The following is a 24,979-nucleotide window of genomic DNA, read 5'->3' as shown; positions in this document are numbered from 1 at the left end:
GACATCGAGCGGCTGCGCCGAACGGGGCAAAGGCATCACGACCGGGCCCCCCAATAGGCCACGAGCTTCCTTCCATCATCGGCGAAGCAGCCCAGCGCATCCGCTTGAGCCCGCAGGGCACGCACGGCCGCACGCTCCGCGGCAACCCAGAGATAGCCGGGATCGGCCCCCATGGGCATGTCGGCCAGGAGCGAGCCCAGCCGGCTTTCGCCAACCCCGTTCCCGCTGCCGGTGAGCCAGGTGACATCCCCTCCGGGATGCTCCGGCAAGGGCTGCTGCTCGCCTGCGTCGCGAACCTCGATGACAACACGGCTTTCCATGTCGGGAGGCGCGTTCTCGAGAATGCGGGCGATGGCCGGAAGGCCGGTCGCGTCGCCAAGGAGGATCTGCCGGCGGCAATCCGCCGGCGGCTTGTAGAGCCCGCGCGGATTGTTGATGACGACCCGGTCGCCCTCGCTGGTGGCGCAGGCCCAGTCGCTGGCGCGGCCACCGGCATGAACGACCATGTCGATGTCGAGTTCGCAGGAAACGGCATCGTGGCGGCGCACTGTATAGGTCGAATAGCGGACGCGGTGGCGATCCTCGGGAAATGTCCAGCGCCCGTCCGCGCCGATCTCCGGCAGGACGAGTTCGCCCGTCTCGGGATCGGGAAAGAACAGGCGGATATATTCGTCGGCGATCCCGGTCGAGCGGAAGCCGGCGATGCCGCCTCCCCCGAGCGTCAGCCGGATCATTCCGGGCGTGAGATAGCGGCGCCTCACGACGGCAGCTTCATGAAACGGGTTGGGGCTGGCTTCCATCGTGCCGATCGACCTCGTCTAGCGCCGCGCTTGTTTCATGCGAACGACGTCGAGGCAACAGCCTTAGCCTTTGATTTACTTAGAGTATTTCTAAAACATCGCGATTGAGCGGCCGGAATGCGGCTGCTATGGCGTTGGGCTTTGGGATATCCGGAGCCAGCGGAACCATGTCGAGCAGCCTCGACGATGTCGGCACACTCTACGCGCGGGAACATCGCCGGCTGGAACGGCGGGCTGCGCGTCGCGTCGGCGTCGCCAACGCCGCCGATGTCGTGCAGGACGTCTTCGTCGCCTTCTGGTCGCGCGCCCGGGACCATATCGGCTGCCAAGCTTCTTATCTGAGCCGCGCGATCGACTATGCCGCGATCAGCCATCAGCGCGCCGAACGCCGGCGTGCCAGCCTGCCGCTGCAGATCACCGAAGCGCAATACGCCGCGCCAGTCGCCCTGCCCGATCAAGTCGCGGCAGCCCGGCAGGACCTGGAGCGTGTGGTGCGGACCGTCGCGGCCTTGCCTGAGCGCACGCGCCAGATCTTCCTGCTGAACCGCGTGCATGCTTGCAGCTACGATGAGATCGCAGCCGCGCTCGGCCTCTCCTACAGCACGGTCGAGCGCGAGATCGCCCGCGCCCTGCTGGCATGCCGGGACACATTGCGATAACGCCTCCGGGCCCAAGCCGTAACTCAGGCGCCATGGACACCGACGACAGCCCCCGAACCGATGAGCTCCTGCTGGAAAAGCAGGCGATCGCGTGGTTCACCCGCATGAACGGCCGCCCCTCGCCTGCGGATCGCAGGGATTTCGAAGCCTGGCTGGCGGCGTCGAGCGATCATGCCCGCCACTATGGCAAGGTCGCGGCGCTCTGGTCCAATATGGGCCCGCTGTCCGCCGCTCTCGGTGCCTCCGAGACCGAAGCGCTGGCCGCGCCGCTGGAGCGCATCCGGGCGCTACGCCGCGAGCGTGGTCGCGGACGAGCGGCCGCCGGGGCCGTGCTCGGCCTCGTGCTCGCCCTGTGCCTTGGCTGGATCTGGCTCGACCGGCCGCATCTGTTCGAGAATTGGCGCGCCGATCAGGTCACGGCGCGCGGCGAGCAGCGCATGATCGTGCTGGCGGATGGCTCGACGGCGCAGCTCGATTCGGACAGCGCGCTCGCCGTCGATTTTTCCGCGGGGTTGCGTCGCGTTCGCCTGCTCAGGGGAACGGCCTTCTTCGAGGTCAAGCGCTCCGAAGTGCCTTTCGTGGTCAGCGCCGGCCAGGGCGAGGCCCGCGTGCTCGGGACGGGCTTCGAGGTGGCCACAGACGATGAGGGAAGTGTGACCGTCACGCTCGCCAGCGGCAGCGTCTCGGTCGAGCTGCCGCAATCGCGCGAGGCCGTGGTCCTCAACCCGGGCGAGCGGGTCGCCTATGGCGGGCATGGGCTCGGCAAGGCCGAGGCCGTGGATGTCGCGGAGGTCACGGCCTGGCGCGCCGGGCGCTTCATCTTCGACGATATGCCGCTGGCGCAGGTCCTGGCCCGGATCGAGCGCCACCACCGCGGCCGCATCGTCCTGCTCGGCTCCACGCTCGGCGGGCGCCATGTCACCGGCAATGTCACCTTGCGCGACAGCGCAGCCGCGCTGGCGGCCCTGCAATCCTCGGTCGGCTTTTCGGTCACCACCGTCGGGCCGGTCACCTTCGTCTCGCCCTGACGCGACTGCCGGGTCGGCAACTCCAAAAAAATCACGCGATGCGTGAGGGTCACCGGCCGGCTCGTTCGACAAGGAGATAGAGGGCGAGGCTGAAAGCCTCGCACCATCCTGTACGAAAAGGGTCGGTGGATGCGTTCGATGCGGTTGACGGCGAAGGAAGTTCTCCTCGCAGCGACATTTCTCAGCTCGCTGGGTGCCAGCCTCGCCATTCCCGTTGCGACGGCGCAGGCGCAGACGCTGCACAGTTTCGACATCCCGGCCAAGCCCGTCCGCGCCGCGATGAACGATATCGTCCGCGTCACCGGCGTCGATGTGGTCTTCGCCGAGACGCCCGCCGCCTCGCGTCGCGGCAATGCGGTGAAGGGCTCGCTGAGCACGGCACAGGCCGTCGCAGCCCTGCTCAACGGCACGGGCCTCGCTTTCCGCTTCAGCAACGCCACCACCGTCCAGATTTACGATCCGGCCCGACCCGTCGCGTCTGGCGGCGCCGTCGAAGGCGCGATCGCCCTCGATACCATCGAGGTCGTCGGCAGCGGCGTGCCCGGGCTGCCCCCGGCCTATGCCGGCGGTCAGGTCGCGGTCGGCGGCGGCCTCGGCGTGCTCGGGCAGCGCTCCGTGATGGATACGCCCTTCTCGGTGACGAACTACACGTCCAAGCTGATCGAGGACCAGCGAGCCCAGTCCATCGCCGATGTCGTCAAGAACGATTCCTCGATCCGCAACGTCGAGCCGACCAATGTCGGCAATGCCAATTACTTCGTCATCCGCGGCATCCAGGTCGGCAATGCCGCCGTCGCTTTCGGCGGCCTCTTCGGCATCGCGCCCAACGCGCAATCGACACTGGCCGGAATCGAACGCGTCGAGGTCCTGAAGGGCCCCGGTGCCTTCCTCGGCGGCCTGTCGCCGAGCGGCGTCGGCGGCATCATCAATCTCGTGCCGAAACGTGCCGCGGACGAGCCGCTGACCCGTTTCACCGCGACCTGGATCAGCAACTCCCAGCTCGGCGGCCATCTCGATCTCGGCCGCCGCTTCGGCGATCAGAAGCAGTTCGGCGTGCGCGCCAACCTGCTCTATCGCGACGGCGGCACCCCCATCAGCCAGCAGTCGCAGAATCTGGTCAACGGCACGATCGGGCTCGACTATCGCAGCGACGCGTTCCGCATCTCGCTCGATGCCGGCTATCAGGTGCTCAACACCGACCGGATGAACAACACGGTGACGCCATTGGCGACCGAGCTGGTCCCGCGGCCGATCAAGCCGAACAAGAGCTATGTCTCGCCCTGGAACTACAGCAAGTTCGCGGACAGCTACGGCATGGTCCAGGCCGAGTACGATGTGACCTCCAACATCACCGTCTACGGCAAGGCCGGTGTCAGCCACATGGACTGGGACCAGGCGGTGGAAGCCGGCTCGGGCCTCAGGCGCAACGGCAACTTCACCAGCACGGGCTCCCGCTATCAGATCGACATCAACCGCTATTCGGGCGAAGCGGGCGTGCGCGGACGCTTCCAGACCGGCCCGCTCGACCACGAGGTCGTCATTTCCGCCAACAGCTTCTATCAGGCGCGCGCCTCCGGCCTGCCGGCGACGCTCTCGGTGACGCCGTCGAATATCTACAATCCGACCTTCTCGCCCAATCCGGTGATGCCGGCGGCCCGGCGCTACCGCCAGAACGACAACAGCTTCACCAGCTATTCGATCTCGGACACGATCTCGGCCTTCGACAAGCGCCTGCAACTGACGCTCGGCGTACGCAAGCAGTTCGTCGACATCAACAACTACACGCTGCAAACCGGCCTGCTCTCTTCCAAAAACAAGAGCGATGCGGTGACGCCGGTCATCGGCCTCGTCGTGAAGCCGCTTGAGAACGTCTCGCTCTACGCCAGCTATATCGAGGGCCTGACCGCGGGTTCGGTCGTCGGCAACACCTTCGTCAATGCCGGCCAGGTCCTACCGCCCTTCGTCACCAAGCAGTACGAAGCCGGCGCCAAGATCGACTGGGGCAGGCTGATGACCTCGGTCGCCGTCTTCCAGTCGGAACAGGCTTCCGGCATCGCGAACACCGTCACCAACACCTTCAGCGACAATGGCGAGACCCGCTATCGCGGCGTCGAGCTGAGCGTAGCCGGCGAAGTTGTGGAAGGTGTCCGGGCGCTGGGTGGCATCACCTTCCTCGATTCCAAGCTCGTGCGCACAGCCAACGGCACCTTCGACGGCAACGAAGCGCAAGGCACGCCGCGCGTGCAGGCCAATCTCGGTCTCGAATGGGACCCGGGCTTCGTCCGCAACCTGACGCTTTTCGGCCGGATGATCTATACCGGCTCGAGCTATGCCGATGCCGCCAACCTGCAGAAGCTGAAGGCCTGGACGACCTTCGATATCGGCGCCCGCTACAAGATCGAGCGGGATGGCGCCAAGCCGATCATCCTGCAGGCGAACGTCACGAACCTGTTCAACAAGGCGTATTGGACGACCTATCCGGGCTTCAACCTGCTCTATCCGAGCGAGGCGCGGATGGTCTCGCTCTCCTCGACCTTCGAATTCTAGGGCCGAAGGCAGGGAACCGCGTGGCGACATTCCTGTCTCGACGCAGCTTCGCGGCAGGCGGGGGGGCCATCCTGGCCGGCTCCGCCTTTGCCGCATCCGGACGCCGGGTGGTGAACACGCCGCTCGGTCCCGTCGAGCTGCCGTCCGAGCCACACAGGGTGGTCGCGATCGACTCGCGCATCAGCCTCGAGATGGCGCTGGCGCTCGCCCTGCCTCTTGTCGGCTACAGCCACAGCCGCGCGCGGCCCTGGGTGCCCGTACCGGCCTCCGTGCCGTTCCTGGCGGCGCCGCCCGATCTCGAACAGATCCTGATGCTGGAACCCGATCTGATCCTTTGCCCGGACACCTCCGCTTACTCGGAGTGGTGGCCCCTCGCCCGGCTGAGCCGGATCGCGCCGGTCCTGCCGAGCAACCACCGCACGCATTGGCGCGGCAATCTCGATAGCCTGGCCGGCTGGCTCCAGCGCACCGAAGCCGCCGAACGGACCATCACGGCCTATGCCGAGCAGATTGCCGGGCTGCGCCAGCGCCATGACCGCCTGCTCCGGCGGAGCCTGCTGGCGGCAGCGACCTACGACCCGCTCAAGCGGCGGCTGATGGTGCGCAGCGACGGCACGGGCTACGGCTTCGTGATGCCGGCCCAGGTCCTTGCCGATCTCGGCGGCCGGGCCGTCGAAGCCGGGCGGCTCGGCCCTTATGGCGAGGTCGCGCTCGAATCCCTCGGGAATGTCCTCGGGCCGGTCGATGGCATCCTGCTGATCGATCTCGGCGACCGCGCCCCGCTGACGCTCGCACGCGAACCGCTCTGGCAGCGGCTGCCGGCCGTCCGTGCTGGGCATGTACATGTTTCGCCGGGCAACAGCATCTTCGGATCGGTCTACACCGCGCACCATCTCGCAGGCGCCTGGGATGCGTTGCTGACCCGGATGGCCTCGTGACACGGACCCCATTGGCTATCGTCATCGGCGCATTGGTGCTGCTTGCTGCCTCGCTCATCGCATTGACGCTGGGCGCGCGCCCGATCGCGGCCGGCGAATGGCTCGCCATCCTTCGCGAAGGCCGCGGCAACGAAGCCGCCGAGATCGTGCTGGGGCTGCGTCTGCCGCGTGTCCTGCTCGGGGCGATGGTCGGCGCGGCGCTCGGGCTTGCCGGCGCGGTCATCCAGCTCGCGACGCGAAACCCGCTGGGCGATCCGGGCCTGCTCGGGATCAATGCAGGGGCGAGCCTCGCGCTGATCCTGGGCACCGGCCTCATCGGTCTCGCCGGCGCGGAGGCCGCGACCTGGCTTGCCGCCTGCGGTGCCCTTGGCGCGGTGCTCGCAGTCCAGGCGCTGGCGGGCGCCCGCAGCAGCTCGAACCCAATCCGCCTCACGCTTGCCGGCGTCGCGGTCACGGCGCTGTGCATCGGCATCGGCCAGGCGGTCGCGTTGTCAGATCCCGAGCGCTTCGATCTGGTCAGGAACTGGCGCGTCGGCTCACTCTCGGGAGCCACTGGGGCGATCCTTCCAAGCGTGACGCTGGCATGGCTTGTCGGAACGCTGCTGGCGTTCGCGCTCGCTCCACGCCTCGACCTGCTCGCGCTTGGAGACGACCGCGCGGCCTCGCTCGGCGTCGCAGTCCGGCCGGTGCGACTTGGCTCGCTCATCGCCGTCGTCCTGCTCGCCGGCAGCGCCGTCGCGGCGGCGGGCCCGATCGCTTTCATCGGCCTCGCCAGCCCGCATATCGCCCGCCGCCTCGGCGGTATCGGCGCGGCGGCGCATCTGCCTCTCTCCGGCCTGATCGGCGCCGCTCTCGTCGTGATCGCCGACACGCTCGGCCGCATCGCGATGCCGCCCGCCGAGGTGCCGGTCGGCATCGTCGCCGGGCTGCTCGGCGCGCCTGCCCTGATCCTGCTCGCCCGCCGCAGGAACGCTGCCGCATGAAGGGTCTCACCGTACAGAGCGGAACCATCATGAACGGCGCGATGAGCCGTCCGGCACTATGCCATCTCGGGCTGTGGCTCGGCGGTCTGGCGCTCGTGCTGACGTCCCTGACGCTGGGCACGGTCAGGCTCACGCCGGTGCAGGTGTTTCACGCACTTGCTGGCCACGAGAGTCCGGCGCTGCAACTGCTCGTCGAGTGGCGCCTGCCTCGCATTGGCGCGGCGCTCGCAGCCGGCGCCGCGCTGGGCCTGTCGGGCGCCTTGTTCCAGACGCTGCTGCGCAATCCGCTCGGAAGCCCCGACATCATCGGCTTCGACGCCGGTGCGTTCGGCGGGGCCTTGCTGGCGCTTCTTGCCGGCCTGGCGCCCGCGCTGGTCGCGCTGGCAGCCTTCGGCGGTGGGCTTGGTGCAGGCCTCATGGTCTATATAGCGGCCGGGGGACTGCGCGCCGATCGCGCGCGGCTGATCCTCATCGGCATCGCGGTCGGGGCCGCCTTCACGGCCTTCGGCGACTGGATGATCTTCGTCGCGCCCCTCGATATCGCGCTGGTCGCCGCGAACTGGAAGCAGGGAGCGCTCGCCGGGGTCGATATGCAGCGGCTGGCGATCGGCGCGGGGATGCTCGGCCTGCTGCTGCCCCTCGGCCTAGCCTGCGCCCGCTCCGTGCAGGCTCTCGAACTCGGAGACGACAAGGCGCAATCCCTCGGCGTTCCGGCCGCGAGCACCCGGCTCCGGCTCGGCCTCATAGGGCTTGGCCTGACAGCGACGGCGACCTTCATCGCCGGGCCGATCGGATTCGTCGCGCTCATCGCGCCGCAGGCGGCGCGCAAGCTCACGGGCTCGGCCGGTTTGCCGCTGGCGGCCTCCGCTCTGTTCGGCGCGGTTTTCCTGCTGGCCAGCGATGCGGTCGCGCGCATCGCGCTGGCGCCGCGCGCGCTGCCCGTCGGCGCCGTGACGGCCTGTCTGGGCGGAGCCTATCTCATTTTGCTGTTCGGCTCCTGGGTCCGCCGCAGGGAGCCTCTCCGATGAGCACCAAATCAAGGCTGGAAGCGCAGGCCCTGCGCGCACATCACGGCCCGCACGAGATCCTCAAGGGGATCGATATTGCGTTGCCGGCCGGCAGTTTCACCGTGATCGTCGGCCCCAATGCCTGCGGCAAGTCGACCTTGCTGAGAAGCCTCGCGCAGCTGCACCCGTCTTCCGGCGGCAGCGTCCTGCTCGATGGACACCCGATCGCACAATATCGCCCACGCGATCGCGCCCGGCTGCTTGCTGTCCTGCCCCAGGGAGCGGAGGCGCCGGAGGGGATCATCGTCGCGGATCTCGTTGCACGGGGGCGGCATCCTCACCGCAGCCTGTTTCAACCCTGGACTGCTGCCGATCAGAGCGCCATGGAGGCCGCCATGGAAGCGGCGGGCGTTTCCCAGCTCGCCGAGCGCACGCTCGAAAGCCTCTCCGGAGGCCAGCGTCAGAAGGTCTGGATCGCGATGGCACTGGCACAGGGCGCGGATATCCTGCTGCTGGACGAGCCCACGACATTCCTCGACCTCTCCCATCAGATCGATGTGCTCGAACTCTGCTCCGCCCTGAACCGTGCCGGGAAGACGATCGTCGCGGTGCTGCACGATCTCAACCAGGCTGCCCGCTATGCATCCCGGCTGGTGGTGATGCGCGCGGGAGAGATCCTGGCGCAGGGTCTGCCGGAAGATCTTCTGACGCCCGGCTTCATCGACGAGGTCTTTCACGTCCCCTGCATCGTCATCGCCGATCCGTTGACCGGAAAGCCGTTGATCGTACCGAAGCGGGCGGCTCTCGCGAACTGACGCAAAGCCGGGGCCGGTCCGGAAAGCCGCCGCTTACGTCAATTCTCGACCGCCAGCACCGATGAAGCCTCGCCATATCTGGGCCACCTGCGCCGCATGGGCGCCGGACTTGCACCAGCGCTGCCCCAACGGAGGTTCAGCAACGTGCACCTGCATATTGGCTGGGGGGCCCCAGGTTCCCCATTCCTTTGCATCGGCATAGGTAGCGGATGACCGGATAACGGACACGAATCTCTGCGGGGATTCGGACTTGGACCTTGTCGCGATGCTTGCGGATGGAGCCATGATTTCGCTCAGTGGCGCCAGCGTGGGACCAAGCAGCGGGAATCACCGAGTTTTAGACAGGTGATTGAGAGCTAAAAGGTTAGCATTCTCAATGACTTAAGCCTTGGTGGAGCTGAGGGGATTCGAACCCCTGACCTCTGCAGTGCGATTGCAGCGCTCTCCCATCTGAGCTACAGCCCCAAGGCGCTGGCCTTCTAGGCTGTGCGTCGCGTGGATGTCAATCACTTCCGCCATCTGATTTGGCGCGAGCCGGGATATTCCGCGTCACCTTTCCAGACAGGCCTAAAAGGAAGCCCGATGCGTGCCGTTCTCGACGTGATCATGATCGCGCTGAACCTCTATATCTGGGTTCTGATCGCCTCGGCAGTGCTCAGCTGGCTGATCGCCTTCAACGTCATCAACACCCGCAACCAGTTCGTCTCCACGGTCTGGGACATGCTCTACCGCATCACCGAACCCGTATTGCGGCCGATTCGCGAGCGCCTGCCCAATCTCGGCGGGCTCGACATCTCGCCGATCATCCTGCTGCTGATCATCTATTTCATCCAGAGCGTGATCACCCGCTACATCTACCCCAACGTGTTCTGATCCTGGCATCGGACCGAAAAGTGGAATGCACTTTTCGGAAAGATCCGATGCCAAAGCCAAGGGATGGATCGCCGCTTTGCGCGCGATAGGGCGCACGGTGATCCATTCGCGCCCTGCGCCGGGCGCGGCTCGCAATCCGCCACGACGCATTCGACGTCGTAGCGACCGGCATGCAGTATGGCCGCCTCGCCAACGCTTCGAGGTTTCCGCATGGCCGCTGCCGCCCTTCCCTATCGCAGCCAGAATTGGGCTCTGACCAAACCTGCCGCGCGCGGCAGGCACGGCATCGTCGTCTCGCAGAGCCGCGAGTCGGCGGAGGCCGGAGCAGCGATCCTCGAACAGGGCGGCAATGCCGCCGACGCCGCCGTCGCCGCCTGCTTCGCGCTTGCGGCAGTCGAACCCTGGAACAGCGGGCTCGGCGGCATCGGCTTCGCCGTCGTGCTCAAGGCGGGCCAGGCCCGCGCGCAGGTCGTCGATTTCGGGCCGGTCGCGCCGCGCCGTGCCGATCCTGCCGATTATCCCCTGACCGGCGAGATGAAGAAGGACCTCTTCACCTGGCCGGAGGTGGTGGACGACCGCAACATCCACGGCCCCCTCTCCTTCGTCACGCCCTCCTCCGTCGCCGGTTATGCCAAGCTCAAGGAGACCTTCGGCTCGAAGCTCCCGCTCGCCGACATTCTCGCGCCGGCCATCGCGCTCGCCCGGCGCGGCCTGCCGGCCGACTGGTACACGACGCTGAAGATCGCCTCCTCGGCTTCGGTGCTCAGGCTCTACGAGGAAAGTGCCCGCATCTATCTGCCTGGCGGCTTGCCGCCGGTGCCGCCCTATCAGGGCATTCCGGGCTTCATGAAGCTGGGCAAGCTCGGCGACACGATCGAGCGGCTGGCGCAGGCGGGGCTCGACGATTTCTACCGCGGCGATGTCGCGAACCAGCTCGTGGCGGATATCGCTGCGGCCGGCGGCGTCGTCGATGCCCAGGATCTGGCCGGCTGCAAGGCCGGATTGCGGGAGGCGCCGACCATCGACTGGCGCGGCACTCACCTCCTCCACACCGCCGGCGGCCTCACCGCCGCGCCGACGCTGGAACGCGTCGTCGCCGGGATGGCCGATGCCCCGATCGAGGGCGACGGCCCCTCCGCCGCCTGGTTCGCGCAGCTCTCCAGCGTGATGCGCCAGGCCTATCGGGAGAGACTGGCCGGCCTCGGCGCCGCGGTTGCGGCCAAGGAACCGGGCGACACCTGTACGACCCATCTCACCGTGGTCGATGGCGAGGGCAATCTCGTCACGGTCACCACGACGCTGCTCTCCTCGATGGGCAGCCGCGTCGTGCTGCCCGCGACCGGCGTGCTGATGAACAACGGCATGATGTGGTTCGATCCGCGCCCCGGCAGCGCCAATGCGATCGCACCGGGTGCCCGCCCGCTCTGCAACATGTGCCCGGTCGTGGTCACGCCGAAGGATGGCGGCTGGCCGCGCCAGGCGATGGGCTCCTCCGGCGGGCGGCGCATCCTCGCCAGCATCTACCAGACGCTGGCCTGGCAGCTCGATTTCGGCATGGGCACCGAGGAGACAGCGCATCAGCCGCGCATCGACGTCTCCGGCCCGGATTCGGCCAGCGCCGATCTGCGCCTGCCGGCCGAGACGCTTGCCGCACTCGAAGCAGCGGGGCCGACCGCGATCGTCGAGCATAGCGTGCTGCCGATCAACTTCGCCTGTCCGAACTTCGTCCGCGTCGACAAGGACGGCGCGGAAGGGTCGAGCGACGCCGCCTCGCCCTGGTCGGCGGCGGTGGCTGCGACGCGCTGAAATGAAAAAGGGCGGCCGTTACGGCCGCCCTTCTGCATGAGTACGACGATCAACCTCTTTTGAGACCCCACGGATAGGGCGCCGAGCCGGCGAGCATCCCGGTCATGTCGTTGCGATAGGCCGTGCGGCTGACGAACTGGCCGAGCGGGATGGTCGCGACCTCCTCCAGCGCCAATCGGGCCAGCGCCTTGGCGCTCTTCTTCTGCGCGGCTTCGTCGGGGGCGTAGAGCCATTCCTCGGCCAGAGCCTCGGCCGCATCGCTCTTCCACCAGCCGAACCAGCCCTTCTCGCCCTGCCCGCGGACCAGCGAGGACATCGCCGGGTTGCCCCAGCTCGTCGCCGATCCCGTGGTGTGGAAGATGCTCCAGCCGCCCTTCTCGGTCGATTCCCGGCTGCCGCGGCGCTGCACGACGGTGCCCCAGTCGCTTGCCGCCATCTCGACATTCATGCCGAGCTGCTTGAGCAATTCGAAGGTCACCTCGCCGAGCGGCCCGATATCGGGGAAGTCGGTCGGGTTGATGATCACGACCTTCTCGCCGTTGTAGCCGGATTCCTTGAGGGCCGCCTTCGCCTTCTCCAGGCTCTGCGGCATCAGGTCTTCCTGCTCGCCGTCGTAATAGGGCGTGCCGCGCCACCACAGGCTGCGACAGGTCTGCCAGAGCGTGGTGTCGTCGCCCTGGGCGGCGCGCATATAGTCTTCCTGCTTCACCGCCATGCGCACGGCGGCGCGCACCTTCGGATTGTTGAACGGGGCCTGCAGGTGGTTGAGGCGGATGATCGCGCCGCGCCCGGCCTTGTCGATGATCTCCTGCTTGATGTCCTTGTTGCCAGCCAGCATCGGCTGGAGATCGGTGAGCGGGCGCTCCCACCAGTCAACCTCGCCGGTGGTCAGCGCCGCGGCCGATGTCGCGGGATCGGGCAGGATGTTCCACTCGATCCGCTTGAAATGCGCGACCTTGCCGCCGGCATTGCGGCTGGGCGGTTCGCTGCGCGGCTTGTAGCCCTCGAACTTCTCGTAGACGACCTTGCTGCCCGAGACATAGCCCGAAGCGACGAACTTGTAGGGCCCCGAACCCGTCATCTCGGTGACCTGCGTGTTCGCATCGATCTTGGCCAGGCGCTCCGGCATGATGATCGGCGGCTGGTCGGATTTCGACAGGCAGTCCAGCATCATGGGGAAGGGGCGCTTGAGTTTGATCTCGACGATGCGATCGTCGGGCGCGCCCCATTCCTCGACCGCCCGGCCGAGCAACTGGCCGTAGGGGTCGCGCTGCGTCCAGCGCTTGAGGCTCGCGGCGCAGTCGACGGCCTTGACCGGTGTTCCGTCATGGAAAGTCAGGCCTTCGCGCAGCTTGATGCGCCAGGTCTTGCCGTCGGCCGAGATCTCGTGCCCCTCCGCCATCTGTGGCTGCGGCTTCAGGTTCTCGTCCGCCCCGTAGAGCATGTCGAAGACGTAATAGCCGTGATTGTTGGTCACGGTCGCGGTGGTCCAGACCGGGTCCAGCGCCGAGAGATTGGCCTGCGGCACGAACTTCATCAGCGTTGCGCTGCCTTGCGCTGCGGCCGGCCGCGGCAGGGCCGGGCCGGCGAGGCCGAGCGCGGCCGTCCCCATCAGAAAATCACGACGCTTCATTCATACTCTCCCCGTTTATGATTGGTATGGAACGCGAATCAGGCCTCAGGCGAAGCCGATGAAATTCGGGCTTTCGCTGATCGGCCGCGCCTTGGCGAGCTTGGCGAGGTCCGGAACCGGACGGGCCGTCAGCGGATCGCCCGCGAGCGCCGCCTCCAGCGCCGCCGCCACCGCCAGCACCTTGGCGTCGCCGCCGCGCGGCCCGACGATCTGCAGGCCGAAGGGCATGCCGTTGCGGTCGAGCCCGACCGGCAGCGAAATCGCGGGATGGCCGACGATGGTGACGGCATAGGCTGCCGCGAGCCAGTGGAAATAGGTCCGGGTCGGCTTGCCGTCGATCTCGGACGGGAAGAGCTCGGTCCAGGGCCGCGGGCTCAGCGTCACAGCCGGCGACAGGATGACGTCGTAATCCTCGAAGAAGCGCTGCCAGCGCTGGTAGCTCACCGTCTGCTGCTTCATGGCGCGGGTGACGTCGAGCGCCGAATAGCCCAGTCCTTCCTCGACATTGGCGCGGACGTTCGGCCCGACCATGTCGGGCGTATCGCGGACCTTGTCGAGATGCGCCGCGAGGAAATTGCTGGCACGCAGGATCTCGAAGACCTCGTCCGTGCCCTCGCAATCCGGCGTCGCTTCCTCCGCCGCCCTGAAGAGATGGCTGAAGGCCTTGGTCTTGTCGGAGAAAGTATCGCGGATCAGGCGTTCGGTCGGCGCAAAACCGAAATCCGGGGTCAGAGCCACCTTGAGCGAGGCGAGATCGATCGCATCGGGGCGGGCGAAATCCTCCGGCCGCCGCACGGTCTTGCCATGGATCGTCGTCGCGAGCGGATCGGCAGCGGCATCGGAGACCATGGTCGAGAGCAGCAGGCAGAGATCCGGCAGGTTGCGCGCCATCGGGCCGAGCACCGGCAGCGGAGACCAGCCGAGCTGGCGTTTCTCGCTCGGCACGAGGCCGGGCGTCGGGCGGAAGCCGACGATGCCGTTGAAGGCGGCGGGATTGCGCAGCGAGCCGCCGGTATCGGAGCCCGTCGCGAGCGGCACCATGTTCGTCGCCAGCACGACGCCCGAGCCGCCCGAGGAGCCGGCCGCGCTCTTCGCGGGATCGAACGGATTGCCGGTCGCGCCATAGACGGCGTTGCGGGTATTGGCGCCGGCGCCCCATTCGGGCGTGTTGGTCTTGCCGGCGATGATCGCACCGGCCTTGCGAACCGATGAGACGATGAGCTGGTCTTCCTTCGGCACGAAATCGCGATAGAGCGCGCTGCCATAGGTGGTGCGCAGGCCGGCAACGTTCTCCAGGTCCTTGATACCGATCGGCAGGCCGTGCAGCGGACCGAGCGCATCGCCCCGCGCGGTCGCCTCATCCGCCTTTGCCGCATCCTTGCGGGCCTTGTCGTCGTCGCGCGCGACCATCGCGTTCACGGCGGGGTCGATCGCATCCATGCGGCGGATGCAGCTGTCGAGCAGTTCGCGGGCCGAGAGTTTCTTGGCGCCGATCAGGGCACGCGCGGCAACGGCGCTGAGGTCGCAGGGTTCGGTCAAGGCAGGTGTCTCCGTTGCGCTCAGCCCCGCGCAAGCGCTGTGCCGCGCGGGGCAGTCCGAGCAGACTAGGCGACGAGGCCGAGATGTCCATGTCCCGATCGCGCATGCAGCCCCCTCCCTCCGCGCGGGTTCCATGCCGTCTACAGTTGGCCCGGAAGGGCGATTGAGCGAAGGCCGGCAGGCGGGCTGGGCGATACCGCACCGCAACATATGCTTGACGAAGCCGTCCGTTTCCTGTTCCACAGGATCCATGGAAAAGCCTGCAGAGCCATTCCCGCAGCGCCTGACGGAAGGCTATCGCGCTTTCCTCGACGATCGTTTCATCCGCGAGCAGAGCCGGTATCAGGAGCTCGGCGAACACGGCCAGACGCCGCAGATCATGCTGATCGGCTGCTGCGACTCGCGCGTTTCGCCGGAAGTGATCTTCGATGCGCGCCCCGGCGAGATGTTCGTCGCGCGCAACATCGCCAATCTCGTTCCGCCCTTCCAGCCGGACGACCAGCTCCACGGCACCTCCGCCGCGCTCGAATACGCCATCCAGGCGCTCAAGGTGCAGCACATCGTCGTGCTCGGCCATGGCCGCTGCGGCGGTATCCGCGCCTTCGCCGATGACAGCCAGCAGGCGCTCTCGCCGGGCGACTTCATCGGAAAATGGATCACCATGATCGGCCCGGCGGCCGAGCGCACCGGCGGACGTGGTCGCCATGAGAGCTTCGACGACTATCTGCAGCGGCTGGAGCTGGCCTCTGTCCAGCAATCGCTCGCCAATCTCCGCACCTTCCCTTGCGTGCAGATCCTCGAGAGCAAGGGCCGACTGCACCTGCACGGCGCTTATTTCGCCGTCGCCACCGGTGTGCTGATGATCCTCGACCCCGCGACCGGCCAGTTCATCCCGGCCGTCGGCGAGATGCCCAAGCGCGTCCAGCAGATCCGCTGTTCCGAGGTCTGAGGCGCCTCACTCTCCATCCGCGAGGGGATGGAGATCGCGGACCATGCTCTTCAGCCGCTCGTCGAGGACATGGGTGTAGATCTGTGTCGTCGCGATGTCGGCATGCCCCAGCAATTCCTGGACGACCCTGAGATCGGCGCCGTTCTGCAGGAGATGGCTGGCAAAGGCGTGGCGCAGCACATGCGGGCTCAACGCCGCCGCCGAAAGCCCGGCCGCCCCGGCCAGCGATTTGAGATCCCTGGCGAAGACCTGACGGGTCAGATGCCCACTCTCGCCGTCCGAGGGGAAGAGCCAGCGCCCATCCGCCTCTTCGGCCTCTTTCAAGGCAGCCAGCCAGTCACGCGCAGCCTGTCGCGCCGCGTCGTTCAGCGGCACCAGCCGCTCCTTGTCGCCCTTGCCGCGCACGATCAGGAAGCGCTCACGCGTCGTCGCGGCCGACAAGGGCAGCGCAATCAGTTCCGAGACGCGCAAGCCCGTGGCATAAAGCATCTCGACTAGGCAGCGCATGCGCAGGGCCTTGAGCCGCGCGGCCTTCGTTATCCCCTCCCGCTCGCAAGCGGCCCGCGCCGCTTCCAGCAGGCGGTCGACATCCGCGACCGTCACCACTTTGGGCAGGGGGCGGCCGAGTCGCGGCCCGGCGATCGCGGCCGAGGGGTCGGTGCCGGCCAGCCCCTCCGTATAGAGGAAGCGATGGAACTGACGCACGGCCGAAAGCCGGCGTGCCGCGGAGGAAGCCTTGAGTCCGCGCGCCGCGAGATCGGCAAGCCAGCCGCGGATATCCCCAGGCAGGGCGTCGCCCGGCGCCTTGCCGCCGAGGAATTCGAGATAATCTGTAATGTCGCGCTCATAGGCGTCGAGCGTGTTGCGCGCCGCGCCGCGCTCGGCCGCCAGCATGTCGAGGAAGGCATTCAGCCGCTGGCGCGCCAGCCGGCTCATTTCGGCTGCAGTTTGGCAGGCGGTACGATCTCGACCATCTCGCGCTGAACCGGCTGAACGAAGGTGACGAGCGCGACCATGCCCCCGAAGATCAGCCCGGCGATGATCGCGATGAAAGCCAGGAAACGGAACAGCGTCGGCACGTCGGGCGGACTCTCGCAATCGCTTGGGGCGCGCGCGATCCCGGCACCCGATTTGATTATCCTCGATCGCAACTGCGCCGCGCAAGGGCCGGCGGGCCACAGCCTCGTGCAAAGCGCGTGACAGGGGCATGACGCAGCGGCCGGCCGGTGCTACAGCCGTGCCGAGGATTGAAAGGTATCATGACCGCCGCCGCTTCCATCGCTGCCTCCGAAACGACCGATCTCCGCGCCATTCTCGGCGCGCGGGCCATCGTGCTCGTCGGCATGATGGGGTCCGGCAAGAGCTCCGTCGGCCGCCGGCTGGCGGCGCGCCTCGGCCTGCCCTTCGTCGATGCCGATACCGAGATCGAGACGGCCGCGCATATGACGATCCCGGAGATCTTCGCGCAGCGCGGCGAGGCCGAGTTCCGCGAGGGCGAACGCCGGGTCATCAGCCGCGTCCTGACCACCCGCGCCCCGCTCGTGCTGGCGACCGGCGGCGGCGCCTTCATGAATGCCGAGACGCGCGAGCGCGTGAAGGAACTCGGCATCTCGGTCTGGCTCAAGGCCGAGCCCGACGTGCTGATGCGCCGCGTCCGCAAGCGCTCGAACCGGCCCTTGCTCCAGACCGCCGACCCGGAAGCGACCTTGCGCCGGATGCTGGCCGAGCGCGAGCCGGTCTATGCGCTCGCCGACATCACCATCCTGTCGAGCGACGAGCCTCACGAAGTCGTGGTCGGCGAAACCATCGTCGCATTGGGCGACTATCTCGGGCCGGCAGCCGGAGCGACAGCATCATGAACGCCACCATGTCCGACAAGACCGGTGCCCGCATCGTCGTCCCCGTCGCGCTCGAAGGCCGTGGCTACGATATCCATATCGGTCGCCACCAGCTCTGCGAGGCGGCCGCCCTGATCGCCGCCTTCGCGCCCGGCGCCAAGGCCGCCATCGTCACCGACGAGAGCGTCGCCGCCCTGCATGGCGCGGCTTTCGAGACCTGCCTGCAGCAGGAAGGCATCGCCGCGACCCGCATCACCATCCCGCCGGGAGAGGCGTCGAAATCCTATCCCCAGTTCGTTGCACTCTGCGATGCGCTGCTGGCGGCGAAGATCGAGCGCAACGACCTCGTCATCGCCTTCGGCGGCGGCGTCGTCGGCGATCTCACCGGCTTCGCCGCGGCGGTTCTGCGGCGCGGCGTGCGCTTCGTGCAGGTGCCCACCACCCTGCTCTCCCAGGTCGATTCCTCGGTCGGCGGCAAGACCGGCATCAACTCGCCGCACGGCAAGAACCTGATCGGTGCCTTCCATCAGCCGGCTTTGGTCATCGCCGATACCGCCCTGCTGGACACGCTGAGCGAGCGCGAGTTCAAGGCCGGCTATGCCGAGGTGGTGAAATACGGGCTGATCGACGATCCCACCTTCTTCGACTGGTGCGAGGTGAACTGGAGCCGCGTCATCGCCGGCGGCCCGGAACGCGATCACGCCGTCGCCGTCTCCTGCCGCGCCAAGGCCGCCATCGTCGCCCGCGACGAACGCGAGGAAGGCGACCGCGCCCTGCTCAATCTCGGCCACACCTTCGCCCATGCGCTGGAGCGGCTGACGAATTACGATTCCGCGCGCCTCGTCCATGGCGAGGCCGTCGCCATCGGCCTGGCATTGGCTTTCCGCTTCTCGCAGCGTCTCGGCCTGTGCTCGGGACAGGATTCCGGCCGCGTCTCGCGCCATCTCGACCATGTCGGCCTGCCCAGCCGGTTGCAGCAGGTGCCGGGCGGAGCCGGCAGCGCCGAGGAGATCGTCAACGCCATGGCGCAGGACAAGAAGGTCAAGCGCGGCGTGCTGACCTTCATCCTCGCCCGTGGCATCGGCAAGAGCTTCATCGCGCCGGGCGTCGCGGCCGATGAGGTGCGTGCCTTCGTCGAGGCGGAACTCGCCTGAGCCGGTTCAGGCGAGACCGATCTTCGCCAGGAAGTCGGCAGCGCGATAACCGGGCTCTACGCCCTTCACGAGCATCGTCACACCGCGCGAATTTTCCGTCCGCAGCGGCAGGATCGCGCGATAGGCCGGCGAATCGTACCAGGCGCGCGCCCGCTCCATGTCGGGGAAGGCGATGATCACGAGATCGCCGGGCCACGGCCCCTCGACGATCTCCGGCGTTGCGCCATGGATCAGGAAGTGCCCGTCATAGGGTGCGAGCGTCCCGTCGATGCGCGCGATGTAGTCGATGATCTCGGCGCCGAGGCGGACATCCTGCAGATGGGCGATGGCATAGGCGGTCATGGTTCTCTCCTGCATCTGGCGGCCGAGAGGCCGTTCGTTGCGGAGGACCATGGCGGCTCCGGCGCATGAGGTCGATTACCACCGGGGTAATCGTGCAGCTCCGGGGACTTGCCTCGACAGACCCCCTCGGTTGCGGCGACCGCCCCCCGATCGCGCCCTATTTTTTCTCGTACTGGTCGAGCAGGGCCGCCCCGTCCGATCCGGCCCGGTGCCGCCAGTCCTCCACGGCGCCGCGCCCGGCCTTGGCCAGTGCCTGGGCCACGTCCGGCGGTACCTCGGCGCGGATCGCGACCTTGTTTGCCCGCATCCGTGCGTAATTTTCATCGAGCCGCGTGCGGATCGCCGTCCATTGCCGCGCTTCCGTCTCCTTCGCCGCCGCATCCACGATCTGTCGGAGATCGGCCGGCAGCGCCTCGTAAGCCGCGAGATTGACCGTCGCGAGCGAGATCGGCATCGCGTAGTTCACCTCGGTGAAATTCGGCAGAAAATCCCAGAGATTGCGCCCTGCCCCGCCATCGCCGGAGGAGAGCACGGCGACGACCGAGCCATCCTTCACCTTGGGCATGGCATCGGCGAAGGAGAGGTTGGCCGCCTTGGCGCCGGCCGCGTTCATCACGGCGGTCGAGGTCGCGTCATAGGTCCGGATCGACAGGCCCGTCAGGGCGGCGGATGAATCGAGCGGCGCCTTCGACCAGATGCCGGAGGCCGGCCAGGGCGTCGTGTAGAGGATCTTCTGCCCGAATCCTGCAAGCTTCTTCGCGTAGGCGGGCCGCGCCAGATCGGTCAGGCGGCGGGCGTCGGCGATCGAGGTCGCGAGGAAGGGCAGCGAGGACAGGCCGAACAGCGGATCGACCGCGCCGAGCGCACCGGCGAAGGCATCGCCGGCTGCAACCTCGCCTTTCTGCACGGCTGCGATCATCTGCGCCGACTTGATGCCGCGCTTGGCGTCGAAGCTCGGCTTGATCGTCAGGCGCCCTCCGGACCGTTCGTTGACCAGTCTGGCGAAGCTCGCGACCCCTTCTCCGGGAATCGCCGTCTCCGGATACTCTGTCGGCATCTCCCAGCTCGTCTGCGCCAACGCGGCGCCAGCGCTGAAGACGAGACCCGTGACGACGAAACCGGCGGCCAGCCATCGCATGACAATTCCCCTCTGGTGCTTTGCCGGAGCATTCCAGCAAGAGGGGCGGGCCCTCGTCAATCCGCCCGCAATTTCTGCGCCAGCGGGCTTGCGGCCTCCGCGGCCGGCTCGGAGACCGGCTTGTCCGCCACGAGATACTGCGCCCGCGCCAGCGCCGCGAAGCGCCCGCCCTTGGCGACAAGCTCGTCGAAGGTGCCCATCTCCTCGACCTGTCCCTGCTCGAAGACGAGGATGCGGTCGGCGTTGCGGATCGTCGCGAGGCGGTGCGCGATGACGAAGGTCGTGCGGTTCTTCATCACCTCCTCCAGCGCCTTCTGCAGCTTGACCTCGGTCGCCGCGTCGAGCGCGGAGGTGGCTTCGTCGAGGATCAGCACCGGCGGGTTCTTGAGCAGCGCGCGCGCGATCGAGAAACGCTGGCGCTCGCCGCCGGAGAGCGTGCGGCCACGCTCGCCGACCAGCGTGTCGAGCCCGTCGACCTGGCGCGCCATCACTTCGGCCGCCTGGGCACGTTCCAGCGCCTGCATCATCTCGGCATCGGTCGCATCCGGCTTGCCAACCAGCAGGTTCTCGCGGATCGAGCGGGCGAACAGCATCGGCTCCTGGAAGACGACGCCGATATTGCGCCGGAGCGAGAGCAGCGAGATCTCGCGGATATCCATGCCGTCAACGGTGATCCGGCCTGATTGCGGATCGAAGGCGCGGTGCAGCAGGCCCAGCGTCGTCGACTTGCCCGAGCCGGTCGAGCCGACGACGGCGATCGTCTCGCCGGGCTTCACGGTGAAGGAGACGTCGCGCACCGCGGCGCGCTTGCCGTCATAGGAGAACGAGACGTCCTCGAAGGCGACGGCGCCCTCGAGCCGGCCGGGGTCCTTGGCATTGGGCAGGTCGCGCACGCTCGGCAGCGTGTCGAGCACCTCGAAGAACTCCCGCATCTTCGGCGCCTGCATGAAGATGAAGTTCACGAAGCCGACGATCTGTTCGAGGCGCCCGACCAGCATCGTGGCGAAGCCCATGAAGGTGACGATCTCGCCGACCGTGGTCTGGCCGTGCATCAGAAGCCAGGTGCCGACGATGAAGATCAGGAGCACGGTCAGCGTCGCCGAGGCGCGCGTCGCGACATTGGCCACCGCCCACCAGGACAGCACCGGCAATTGCGCGGCCAGCACATTGGCGATGGTCGAGCGCAGGCCGCGCACCTCCGCCTCGATGCGGGTGAAGCTCTGGATCACCGGTACGTTGCCGAGCGCGTCCGAGGCCCGTTCCGCCAGATTCGAATGATAGGCCTCGACATTGCTCTGCAAGCGATCGGTCTTGCGCAGCACGAAGGCGGTGAGCGAACCGAACAGCACGACGAGCGCGACCAGCAGCAGCCCGAGCTGCCAGTTCTTCCAGATCGTGAAGGGCAGGAGCACGAACAGCGCGACGGCCGAGGCGCAATGCTCGCGGAAGAAGGACAGCCACAGCCCCCACATCGCGTTGGTGCCGTCGAGCATCACCTTGAGCACGCGACCAGAATGGGTCTGGGTATGGTAGGCGAGCGGCAGGGTCAGTGCATGCTCGAAATATTCGGCCATCACCGTCAGGCGCGCGCGGTGGGCGAGCCTGTCGGCATGCAGCGCGACGAAGACGCCGAGCGCGATATTGGCGAGGCCGAAGCCGACCCAGGCGACGATCAGCAGGTTGATGCTGGCCCATGTCAGGGTCCCGCCCGAAACCTGGATCGTGGTCAACCGGTCGATCAGCGCGCCGAACAGCATCGGCTCGGCGAAGGCGACCGCCGCCAGCACGATATTGGCAAGCGCCAGGATGATACCCAGCCGCTTTTCCGGGCCGAGCTCGCCGAGGACGCGGGCATAGAGCGAGAGCAGAGACATCGCGCCGAGCTTTAGCGAAACCGGCGCGCCGGGCAAGCGGTCAACCTTAACGCTTCGTTCAACCCACACCTCTTATGGTTTACGCACTGCGAAAGCCCGGCCCGCGCTCCGGAGCATCGCGTGGATCAGGATGTTGTCATGGATCTCGCCACCGGCGCAGGTATTCTGGGTGGCATCGCGACGATCGTCGCGCTGATCATGATCGATGGCGGCAATTTTGCCGCCTATTGGGACAAGCACGCGGCGATCATCATCTTCGGCGGCGCGAGCGCGGCCACGATGCTGCGTTTTCCCTTCTCGGTGATCGCGCATGGCCTGCCGATGGGTGTCCGCTTCGCCTTCACGATGCGTTCGATCCATCCGCGCGAGCTGATCGACGAGATCACCCGCGTCGCCGAGATCGCCCGCAAGAGCGGCCCCGTCGCCCTCGAGAGCGTAGAGGTCTCCGACCCGTTCCTGGCCCAGGGCCTGCGCTATATTGCTGACGGCTACGACAAGGATTTCATCCGCGACACGATGGAGCGCGACCGCGACAATTTCCTGCAGCGGCTAGACGAAGGCTCCAAGGTCTATCGCGCCATCGGCGACTGCGCCCCGGCCTGGGGCATGATCGGCACGATCCTTGGCATGGTGACGATGTTCGCCAACATGTCGGACCCATCGAGGCTCGGCCCGGCCATGGCGACAGCCCTGCTGGCGACGCTCTACGGCGCGATGGTCGCCAACATGTTCACGCTGCCGATCGCCGACAAGCTGCATATCAAGCTCGAGGAGGAGGAAATCTCCCGCACCTTGATCATCGACGGCGTATTGCAGATGCGCGACGCCAAGAGCCCGACGCTGGTTCGTGAGATGCTGCTCGCCTATCTGCCCGACCATCACCGCGCCGAAATGGCCGAAGCGGCATGATCGGGGCCTAGGGCCATGGCCAAGAAAAAACGCGGGGGACACGGCGGTCACGGCTGGTTCGTGACCTTCGCCGACCTGATGGCGCTGCTGATGGCGTTCTTCGTCATGGTCGCCGCCTATTCGAGCCAGGACAAGCAGAAGCTCCAGATCGTCGCCGGCTCGATGCGCGAAGCCTTCGGTACGCAGACGGACGTCCGCCTCGCCGGCATCGTCGAGCGCGACGGCATCCCGACCAAGAGCCACATCAAGAACGCCCATATCCGCCCGCTGGAAGACGCGACCGACACGCCCGGCCCGAGCCAGCACAACCAGAAGGACGACGGGCTGATGTCGGCGACCTTCGACCGCGGCTTCGCGCTCGCCGCCGCCTCGCTCAGGCAGGCCCTGCGCGACATGCCGGAGATCGCCGAGATCTCGCGCAACGTGCTGGTCGAAGTCTCGGAAGCCGGCATCGACATCCAGCTCGTCGACCAGGAAGGCCGCTCGATGTTCGCGGAGGGCTCGGCCCAGCCGAACGAGCGCATGCGCAAGGTGCTGGCCGCCGTCGCCCCGACGCTGCGCCAGATGCCCAACAAGATCGCCATCTCCGGCCACAGCGCCACGCCGAGACCAGGAGAAGCACCCGAGGGCGACCTCTGGGGCCTCTCCATCGCCCGCGCCAGTGCCGTGCGCGAGATACTCGCCAATGCCGGCGTCCCGAACGAGCGCTTCCTCTCCGTTACCGGCCGCGGCGACACCGAGCCGCTGATCAAGGACAATCCCTATCTGCCCTATAATCGCCGGGTCGGGATCGTGCTCAAGGCCGAGGCGCCCGCTCTGCCGAACGGCTTCAGGCCTTAAGCACGCAAAGCGTCGGCCAGCGCCTCCGCCGTGACCGCGGCCATCGCCATCTGCAACTTGTAGGCGCGGGTCTTTTCGCCAGGCTTCATCACCAGGATCACCGTCTCGCTGCCCGGGCAGGCAGGATCGGCGCAGATGATCTCGTTGACGGCGATCGCCGCCGTCTCGGGCAGGCCGAGATGCTCCCTGACCTGCACCTTCAACCGTTCGGCCGCAGCCTTGGCTTCGGCCTTCGCGTCGCCGCTCTTGCGGGTCTCAGCCTTGCCGAAGAGACCGAAGCGCATGGCGCTCAGCTCGGCAGCAGGAGCACGCCGGCCGCGCCATCCTCGGCGCCGAAGGCGAGCCGCTTGCCGGCCTTGTCCCAGGCGAAGGCGCTGATCCCGCTGCCGCGCAGGGCCGGCCGCACCAGCAATTCGGAACCGTCGGTCAGCCGGACCATCAGGATGCAACCGTCATCATAGCCGATCGCCAGCACCAGTGCGCCCGGATGGAAGGCGACCCGCGTGACGCGGGCATGGCGCACACCGCATTCGCGGGGCGCCTTGCCTTGCGGGCCGTCGCCCTGGAACGGCCAGACGATCGCGCCGTCCGCGCCGCTGGAGGCGAGCCAGAGCCCGTCATGCGACCAGGACAGCGAGCGCGGCTTGGCCGGATAACCGGTCATCCGCATATGGCCGGGCTTGTCGCCGAGCTTCCAGCCATGCAGCGCGTTCTCCTGCATCGAGGAAACCACGAAACGCCCGTCGGGCGACCAGACGACGTCGATATGCGAGCCCTTCCATTCCAGGAATTCCGGCTTCGCCTCGGTGTTCGGATACCAGAGCGAAACGCCGTTCATCTGGGCGATGGCGAGGCGATAGCCCTTCGGCGCGAAGACGAGGCCCTGCGGCGTGCTCGCGGCATCCAACGTGCGGATGCGGCCTTTCTCGTCGCGGGCCTGCACGGTCTTGCCGATATTCCAGGCGAGGTTGCCCGAGGGCGACAGCGTGATCGCATCGATCCAGCGGCGCTTCTGGTCCTTCGCCAACTCCTCCGGCTCACCCTCGAAACGGGTGGCGACGACGCGCCCGTCATCGCCGCCGGAGACCAGGCGCTCGCCATCGCCCGTGGCACAGAGAATGCCGCCGGCATGGGCTTCGACGCTGTCCACGATGGCGCCGTCGCGCCAGCGCAGCACGCGCCCGTCGGCCAGTGCGAGCACGAGCCCCTGCTTCAGCCAGTGGGCCGCGACGACATGCGTCTCGGCAGTGATCGGGGTGACATGCTCGCGTAGCGAGACGGGTGGGGTCATCGTCGTCATGACGCGG

General features: G+C 67.4%; 24 protein-coding genes and 1 tRNA gene. 14 read left to right on the top strand and 11 right to left on the bottom strand.

Features of this window, described 5'->3' with window-relative positions; translation table 11 throughout:
• Positions 1-35 precede the first annotated feature (35 nt).
• A complete protein-coding gene (locus AC1RLU_RS18405; RefSeq protein ID WP_492797322.1) occupies positions 36-800 on the bottom strand; it encodes a siderophore-interacting protein in 765 nt (254 codons plus the stop codon).
• A 167-nt stretch (positions 801-967) separates the two neighbouring features.
• Here AC1RLU_RS18405 and AC1RLU_RS18400 point away from each other — a divergent pair, with 167 nt between their 5' ends.
• The 7 genes from AC1RLU_RS18400 to AC1RLU_RS18370 all read left to right on the top strand — a co-directional run bounded on the left by AC1RLU_RS18400 (position 968) and on the right by AC1RLU_RS18370 (position 8,777).
• A complete protein-coding gene (locus AC1RLU_RS18400) occupies positions 968-1,459 on the top strand; it encodes an RNA polymerase sigma factor (protein ID WP_492797321.1) in 492 nt (163 codons plus the stop codon).
• Between the two features lie 32 nt (positions 1,460-1,491).
• Positions 1,492-2,487: a FecR family protein gene (locus AC1RLU_RS18395; protein WP_492797319.1), complete on the top strand. Its 996-nt coding sequence runs from the start codon at positions 1,492-1,494 to the stop codon at positions 2,485-2,487.
• 138 nt (positions 2,488-2,625) lie between these two features.
• The gene (locus tag AC1RLU_RS18390; protein ID WP_492797318.1) at positions 2,626-5,034 is read left to right on the top strand and encodes a TonB-dependent siderophore receptor; all 2,409 of its coding nucleotides are present in this window, start codon (positions 2,626-2,628) and stop codon (positions 5,032-5,034) included.
• A 20-nt stretch (positions 5,035-5,054) separates the two neighbouring features.
• Positions 5,055-5,972: an ABC transporter substrate-binding protein gene (locus tag AC1RLU_RS18385; protein WP_492797316.1), complete on the top strand. Its 918-nt coding sequence runs from the start codon at positions 5,055-5,057 to the stop codon at positions 5,970-5,972.
• Positions 5,969-6,955 carry a FecCD family ABC transporter permease gene (locus AC1RLU_RS18380; RefSeq protein WP_492797315.1) on the top strand — a complete coding sequence of 329 codons (987 nt, stop codon included), beginning with the start codon at positions 5,969-5,971 and terminating at the stop codon, positions 6,953-6,955. The genes AC1RLU_RS18385 and AC1RLU_RS18380 overlap by 4 nt, the downstream gene beginning before the upstream one ends.
• Positions 6,952-7,983, top strand: a complete 1,032-nt coding sequence (locus AC1RLU_RS18375; RefSeq protein ID WP_492797314.1) for a FecCD family ABC transporter permease — start codon at positions 6,952-6,954, stop codon at positions 7,981-7,983. Before AC1RLU_RS18380 ends, AC1RLU_RS18375 begins: the two co-directional genes overlap by 4 nt.
• On the top strand, positions 7,980-8,777 hold the full coding sequence (locus AC1RLU_RS18370; RefSeq protein ID WP_492797312.1) for an ABC transporter ATP-binding protein: 798 nt from the start codon (positions 7,980-7,982) through the stop codon (positions 8,775-8,777). Before AC1RLU_RS18375 ends, AC1RLU_RS18370 begins: the two co-directional genes overlap by 4 nt.
• A 389-nt stretch (positions 8,778-9,166) precedes the next feature.
• Here AC1RLU_RS18370 and AC1RLU_RS18365 read toward each other — a convergent pair.
• Positions 9,167-9,242: transfer RNA gene (locus AC1RLU_RS18365), tRNA-Ala, on the bottom strand.
• 117 nt (positions 9,243-9,359) lie between these two features.
• Here AC1RLU_RS18365 and AC1RLU_RS18360 point away from each other — a divergent pair.
• Positions 9,360-9,650, top strand: coding sequence for a YggT family protein (locus AC1RLU_RS18360; protein ID WP_061965995.1), 291 nt, complete (start codon positions 9,360-9,362; stop codon positions 9,648-9,650).
• 210 nt (positions 9,651-9,860) lie between these two features.
• A complete protein-coding gene (locus AC1RLU_RS18355; protein ID WP_492797310.1) occupies positions 9,861-11,456 on the top strand; it encodes a gamma-glutamyltransferase in 1,596 nt (531 codons plus the stop codon).
• Between the two features lie 49 nt (positions 11,457-11,505).
• Here the strand turns inward: AC1RLU_RS18355 and AC1RLU_RS18350 are convergent, their stop codons facing one another.
• Positions 11,506-13,089 (bottom strand): ABC transporter substrate-binding protein, encoded by a 1,584-nt coding sequence (locus AC1RLU_RS18350; RefSeq protein ID WP_492797308.1) that lies wholly within the window; start codon positions 13,087-13,089, stop codon positions 11,506-11,508.
• 45 nt (positions 13,090-13,134) lie between these two features.
• Entirely contained in the window at positions 13,135-14,628 is a 1,494-nt protein-coding gene (locus tag AC1RLU_RS18345) for an amidase (protein ID WP_492797307.1), read from the bottom strand.
• Between the two features lie 250 nt (positions 14,629-14,878).
• On the opposite strand from AC1RLU_RS18345, the gene AC1RLU_RS18340 reads away from it, so the two are divergent.
• Positions 14,879-15,577, top strand: coding sequence for a carbonic anhydrase (locus tag AC1RLU_RS18340; RefSeq protein WP_492797305.1), 699 nt, complete (start codon positions 14,879-14,881; stop codon positions 15,575-15,577).
• A gap of 6 nt (positions 15,578-15,583) precedes the next feature.
• Here AC1RLU_RS18340 and AC1RLU_RS18335 read toward each other — a convergent pair whose 3' ends face one another.
• Both AC1RLU_RS18335 and AC1RLU_RS18330 read right to left on the bottom strand, forming a co-directional pair.
• Entirely contained in the window at positions 15,584-16,513 is a 930-nt protein-coding gene (locus AC1RLU_RS18335) for a site-specific tyrosine recombinase XerD (RefSeq protein WP_492797303.1), read from the bottom strand.
• Positions 16,510-16,656, bottom strand: coding sequence for a hypothetical protein (locus AC1RLU_RS18330; protein WP_061965984.1), 147 nt, complete (start codon positions 16,654-16,656; stop codon positions 16,510-16,512). Before AC1RLU_RS18330 ends, AC1RLU_RS18335 begins: the two co-directional genes overlap by 4 nt.
• A gap of 177 nt (positions 16,657-16,833) precedes the next feature.
• Between AC1RLU_RS18330 and AC1RLU_RS18325 the strand changes: the two genes are divergently transcribed.
• Both AC1RLU_RS18325 and aroB read left to right on the top strand, forming a co-directional pair.
• Positions 16,834-17,436, top strand: coding sequence for a shikimate kinase (locus tag AC1RLU_RS18325; RefSeq protein WP_492797667.1), 603 nt, complete (start codon positions 16,834-16,836; stop codon positions 17,434-17,436).
• Positions 17,433-18,569: a 3-dehydroquinate synthase gene (gene aroB, locus AC1RLU_RS18320; RefSeq protein ID WP_492797301.1), complete on the top strand. Its 1,137-nt coding sequence runs from the start codon at positions 17,433-17,435 to the stop codon at positions 18,567-18,569. Before AC1RLU_RS18325 ends, aroB begins: the two co-directional genes overlap by 4 nt.
• A gap of 6 nt (positions 18,570-18,575) precedes the next feature.
• Here the strand turns inward: aroB and AC1RLU_RS18315 are convergent, their stop codons facing one another.
• The 3 genes from AC1RLU_RS18315 to AC1RLU_RS18305 all read right to left on the bottom strand — a co-directional run bounded on the left by AC1RLU_RS18315 (position 18,576) and on the right by AC1RLU_RS18305 (position 21,923).
• Positions 18,576-18,911, bottom strand: coding sequence for a DUF1330 domain-containing protein (locus AC1RLU_RS18315; RefSeq protein ID WP_492797299.1), 336 nt, complete (start codon positions 18,909-18,911; stop codon positions 18,576-18,578).
• A 157-nt stretch (positions 18,912-19,068) separates the two neighbouring features.
• The gene (locus AC1RLU_RS18310; RefSeq protein WP_492797298.1) at positions 19,069-20,049 is read right to left on the bottom strand and encodes a TRAP transporter substrate-binding protein; all 981 of its coding nucleotides are present in this window, start codon (positions 20,047-20,049) and stop codon (positions 19,069-19,071) included.
• Between the two features lie 56 nt (positions 20,050-20,105).
• On the bottom strand, positions 20,106-21,923 hold the full coding sequence (locus AC1RLU_RS18305) for a glucan ABC transporter ATP-binding protein/ permease (RefSeq protein ID WP_492797665.1): 1,818 nt from the start codon (positions 21,921-21,923) through the stop codon (positions 20,106-20,108).
• A 138-nt stretch (positions 21,924-22,061) separates the two neighbouring features.
• Between AC1RLU_RS18305 and AC1RLU_RS18300 the strand changes: the two genes are divergently transcribed.
• Together AC1RLU_RS18300 and AC1RLU_RS18295 are read left to right on the top strand one after the other, a co-directional pair.
• Entirely contained in the window at positions 22,062-22,832 is a 771-nt protein-coding gene (locus AC1RLU_RS18300) for a motility protein A (RefSeq protein WP_454035465.1), read from the top strand.
• Positions 22,833-22,847: 15 nt separating this feature from the next.
• Complete coding sequence (locus AC1RLU_RS18295; protein WP_061965976.1) at positions 22,848-23,672, top strand: OmpA/MotB family protein; 825 nt, start codon at positions 22,848-22,850, stop codon at positions 23,670-23,672.
• Here AC1RLU_RS18295 and AC1RLU_RS18290 read toward each other — a convergent pair.
• Together AC1RLU_RS18290 and AC1RLU_RS18285 are read right to left on the bottom strand one after the other, a co-directional pair.
• Entirely contained in the window at positions 23,669-23,956 is a 288-nt protein-coding gene (locus tag AC1RLU_RS18290) for a hypothetical protein (protein ID WP_492797297.1), read from the bottom strand. The genes AC1RLU_RS18295 and AC1RLU_RS18290 overlap by 4 nt on opposite strands.
• 5 nt (positions 23,957-23,961) lie before the next feature.
• Positions 23,962-24,972: a WD40 repeat domain-containing protein gene (locus AC1RLU_RS18285; protein WP_492797295.1), complete on the bottom strand. Its 1,011-nt coding sequence runs from the start codon at positions 24,970-24,972 to the stop codon at positions 23,962-23,964.
• Positions 24,973-24,979 lie beyond the last annotated feature (7 nt).

This window comes from Allobosea sp. GW822-FHT05A11, from assembly GCF_058800455.1.
Note: the sequence above shows the minus strand (reverse complement) of the source record. Positions and strands in the feature narration are given on the sequence as shown.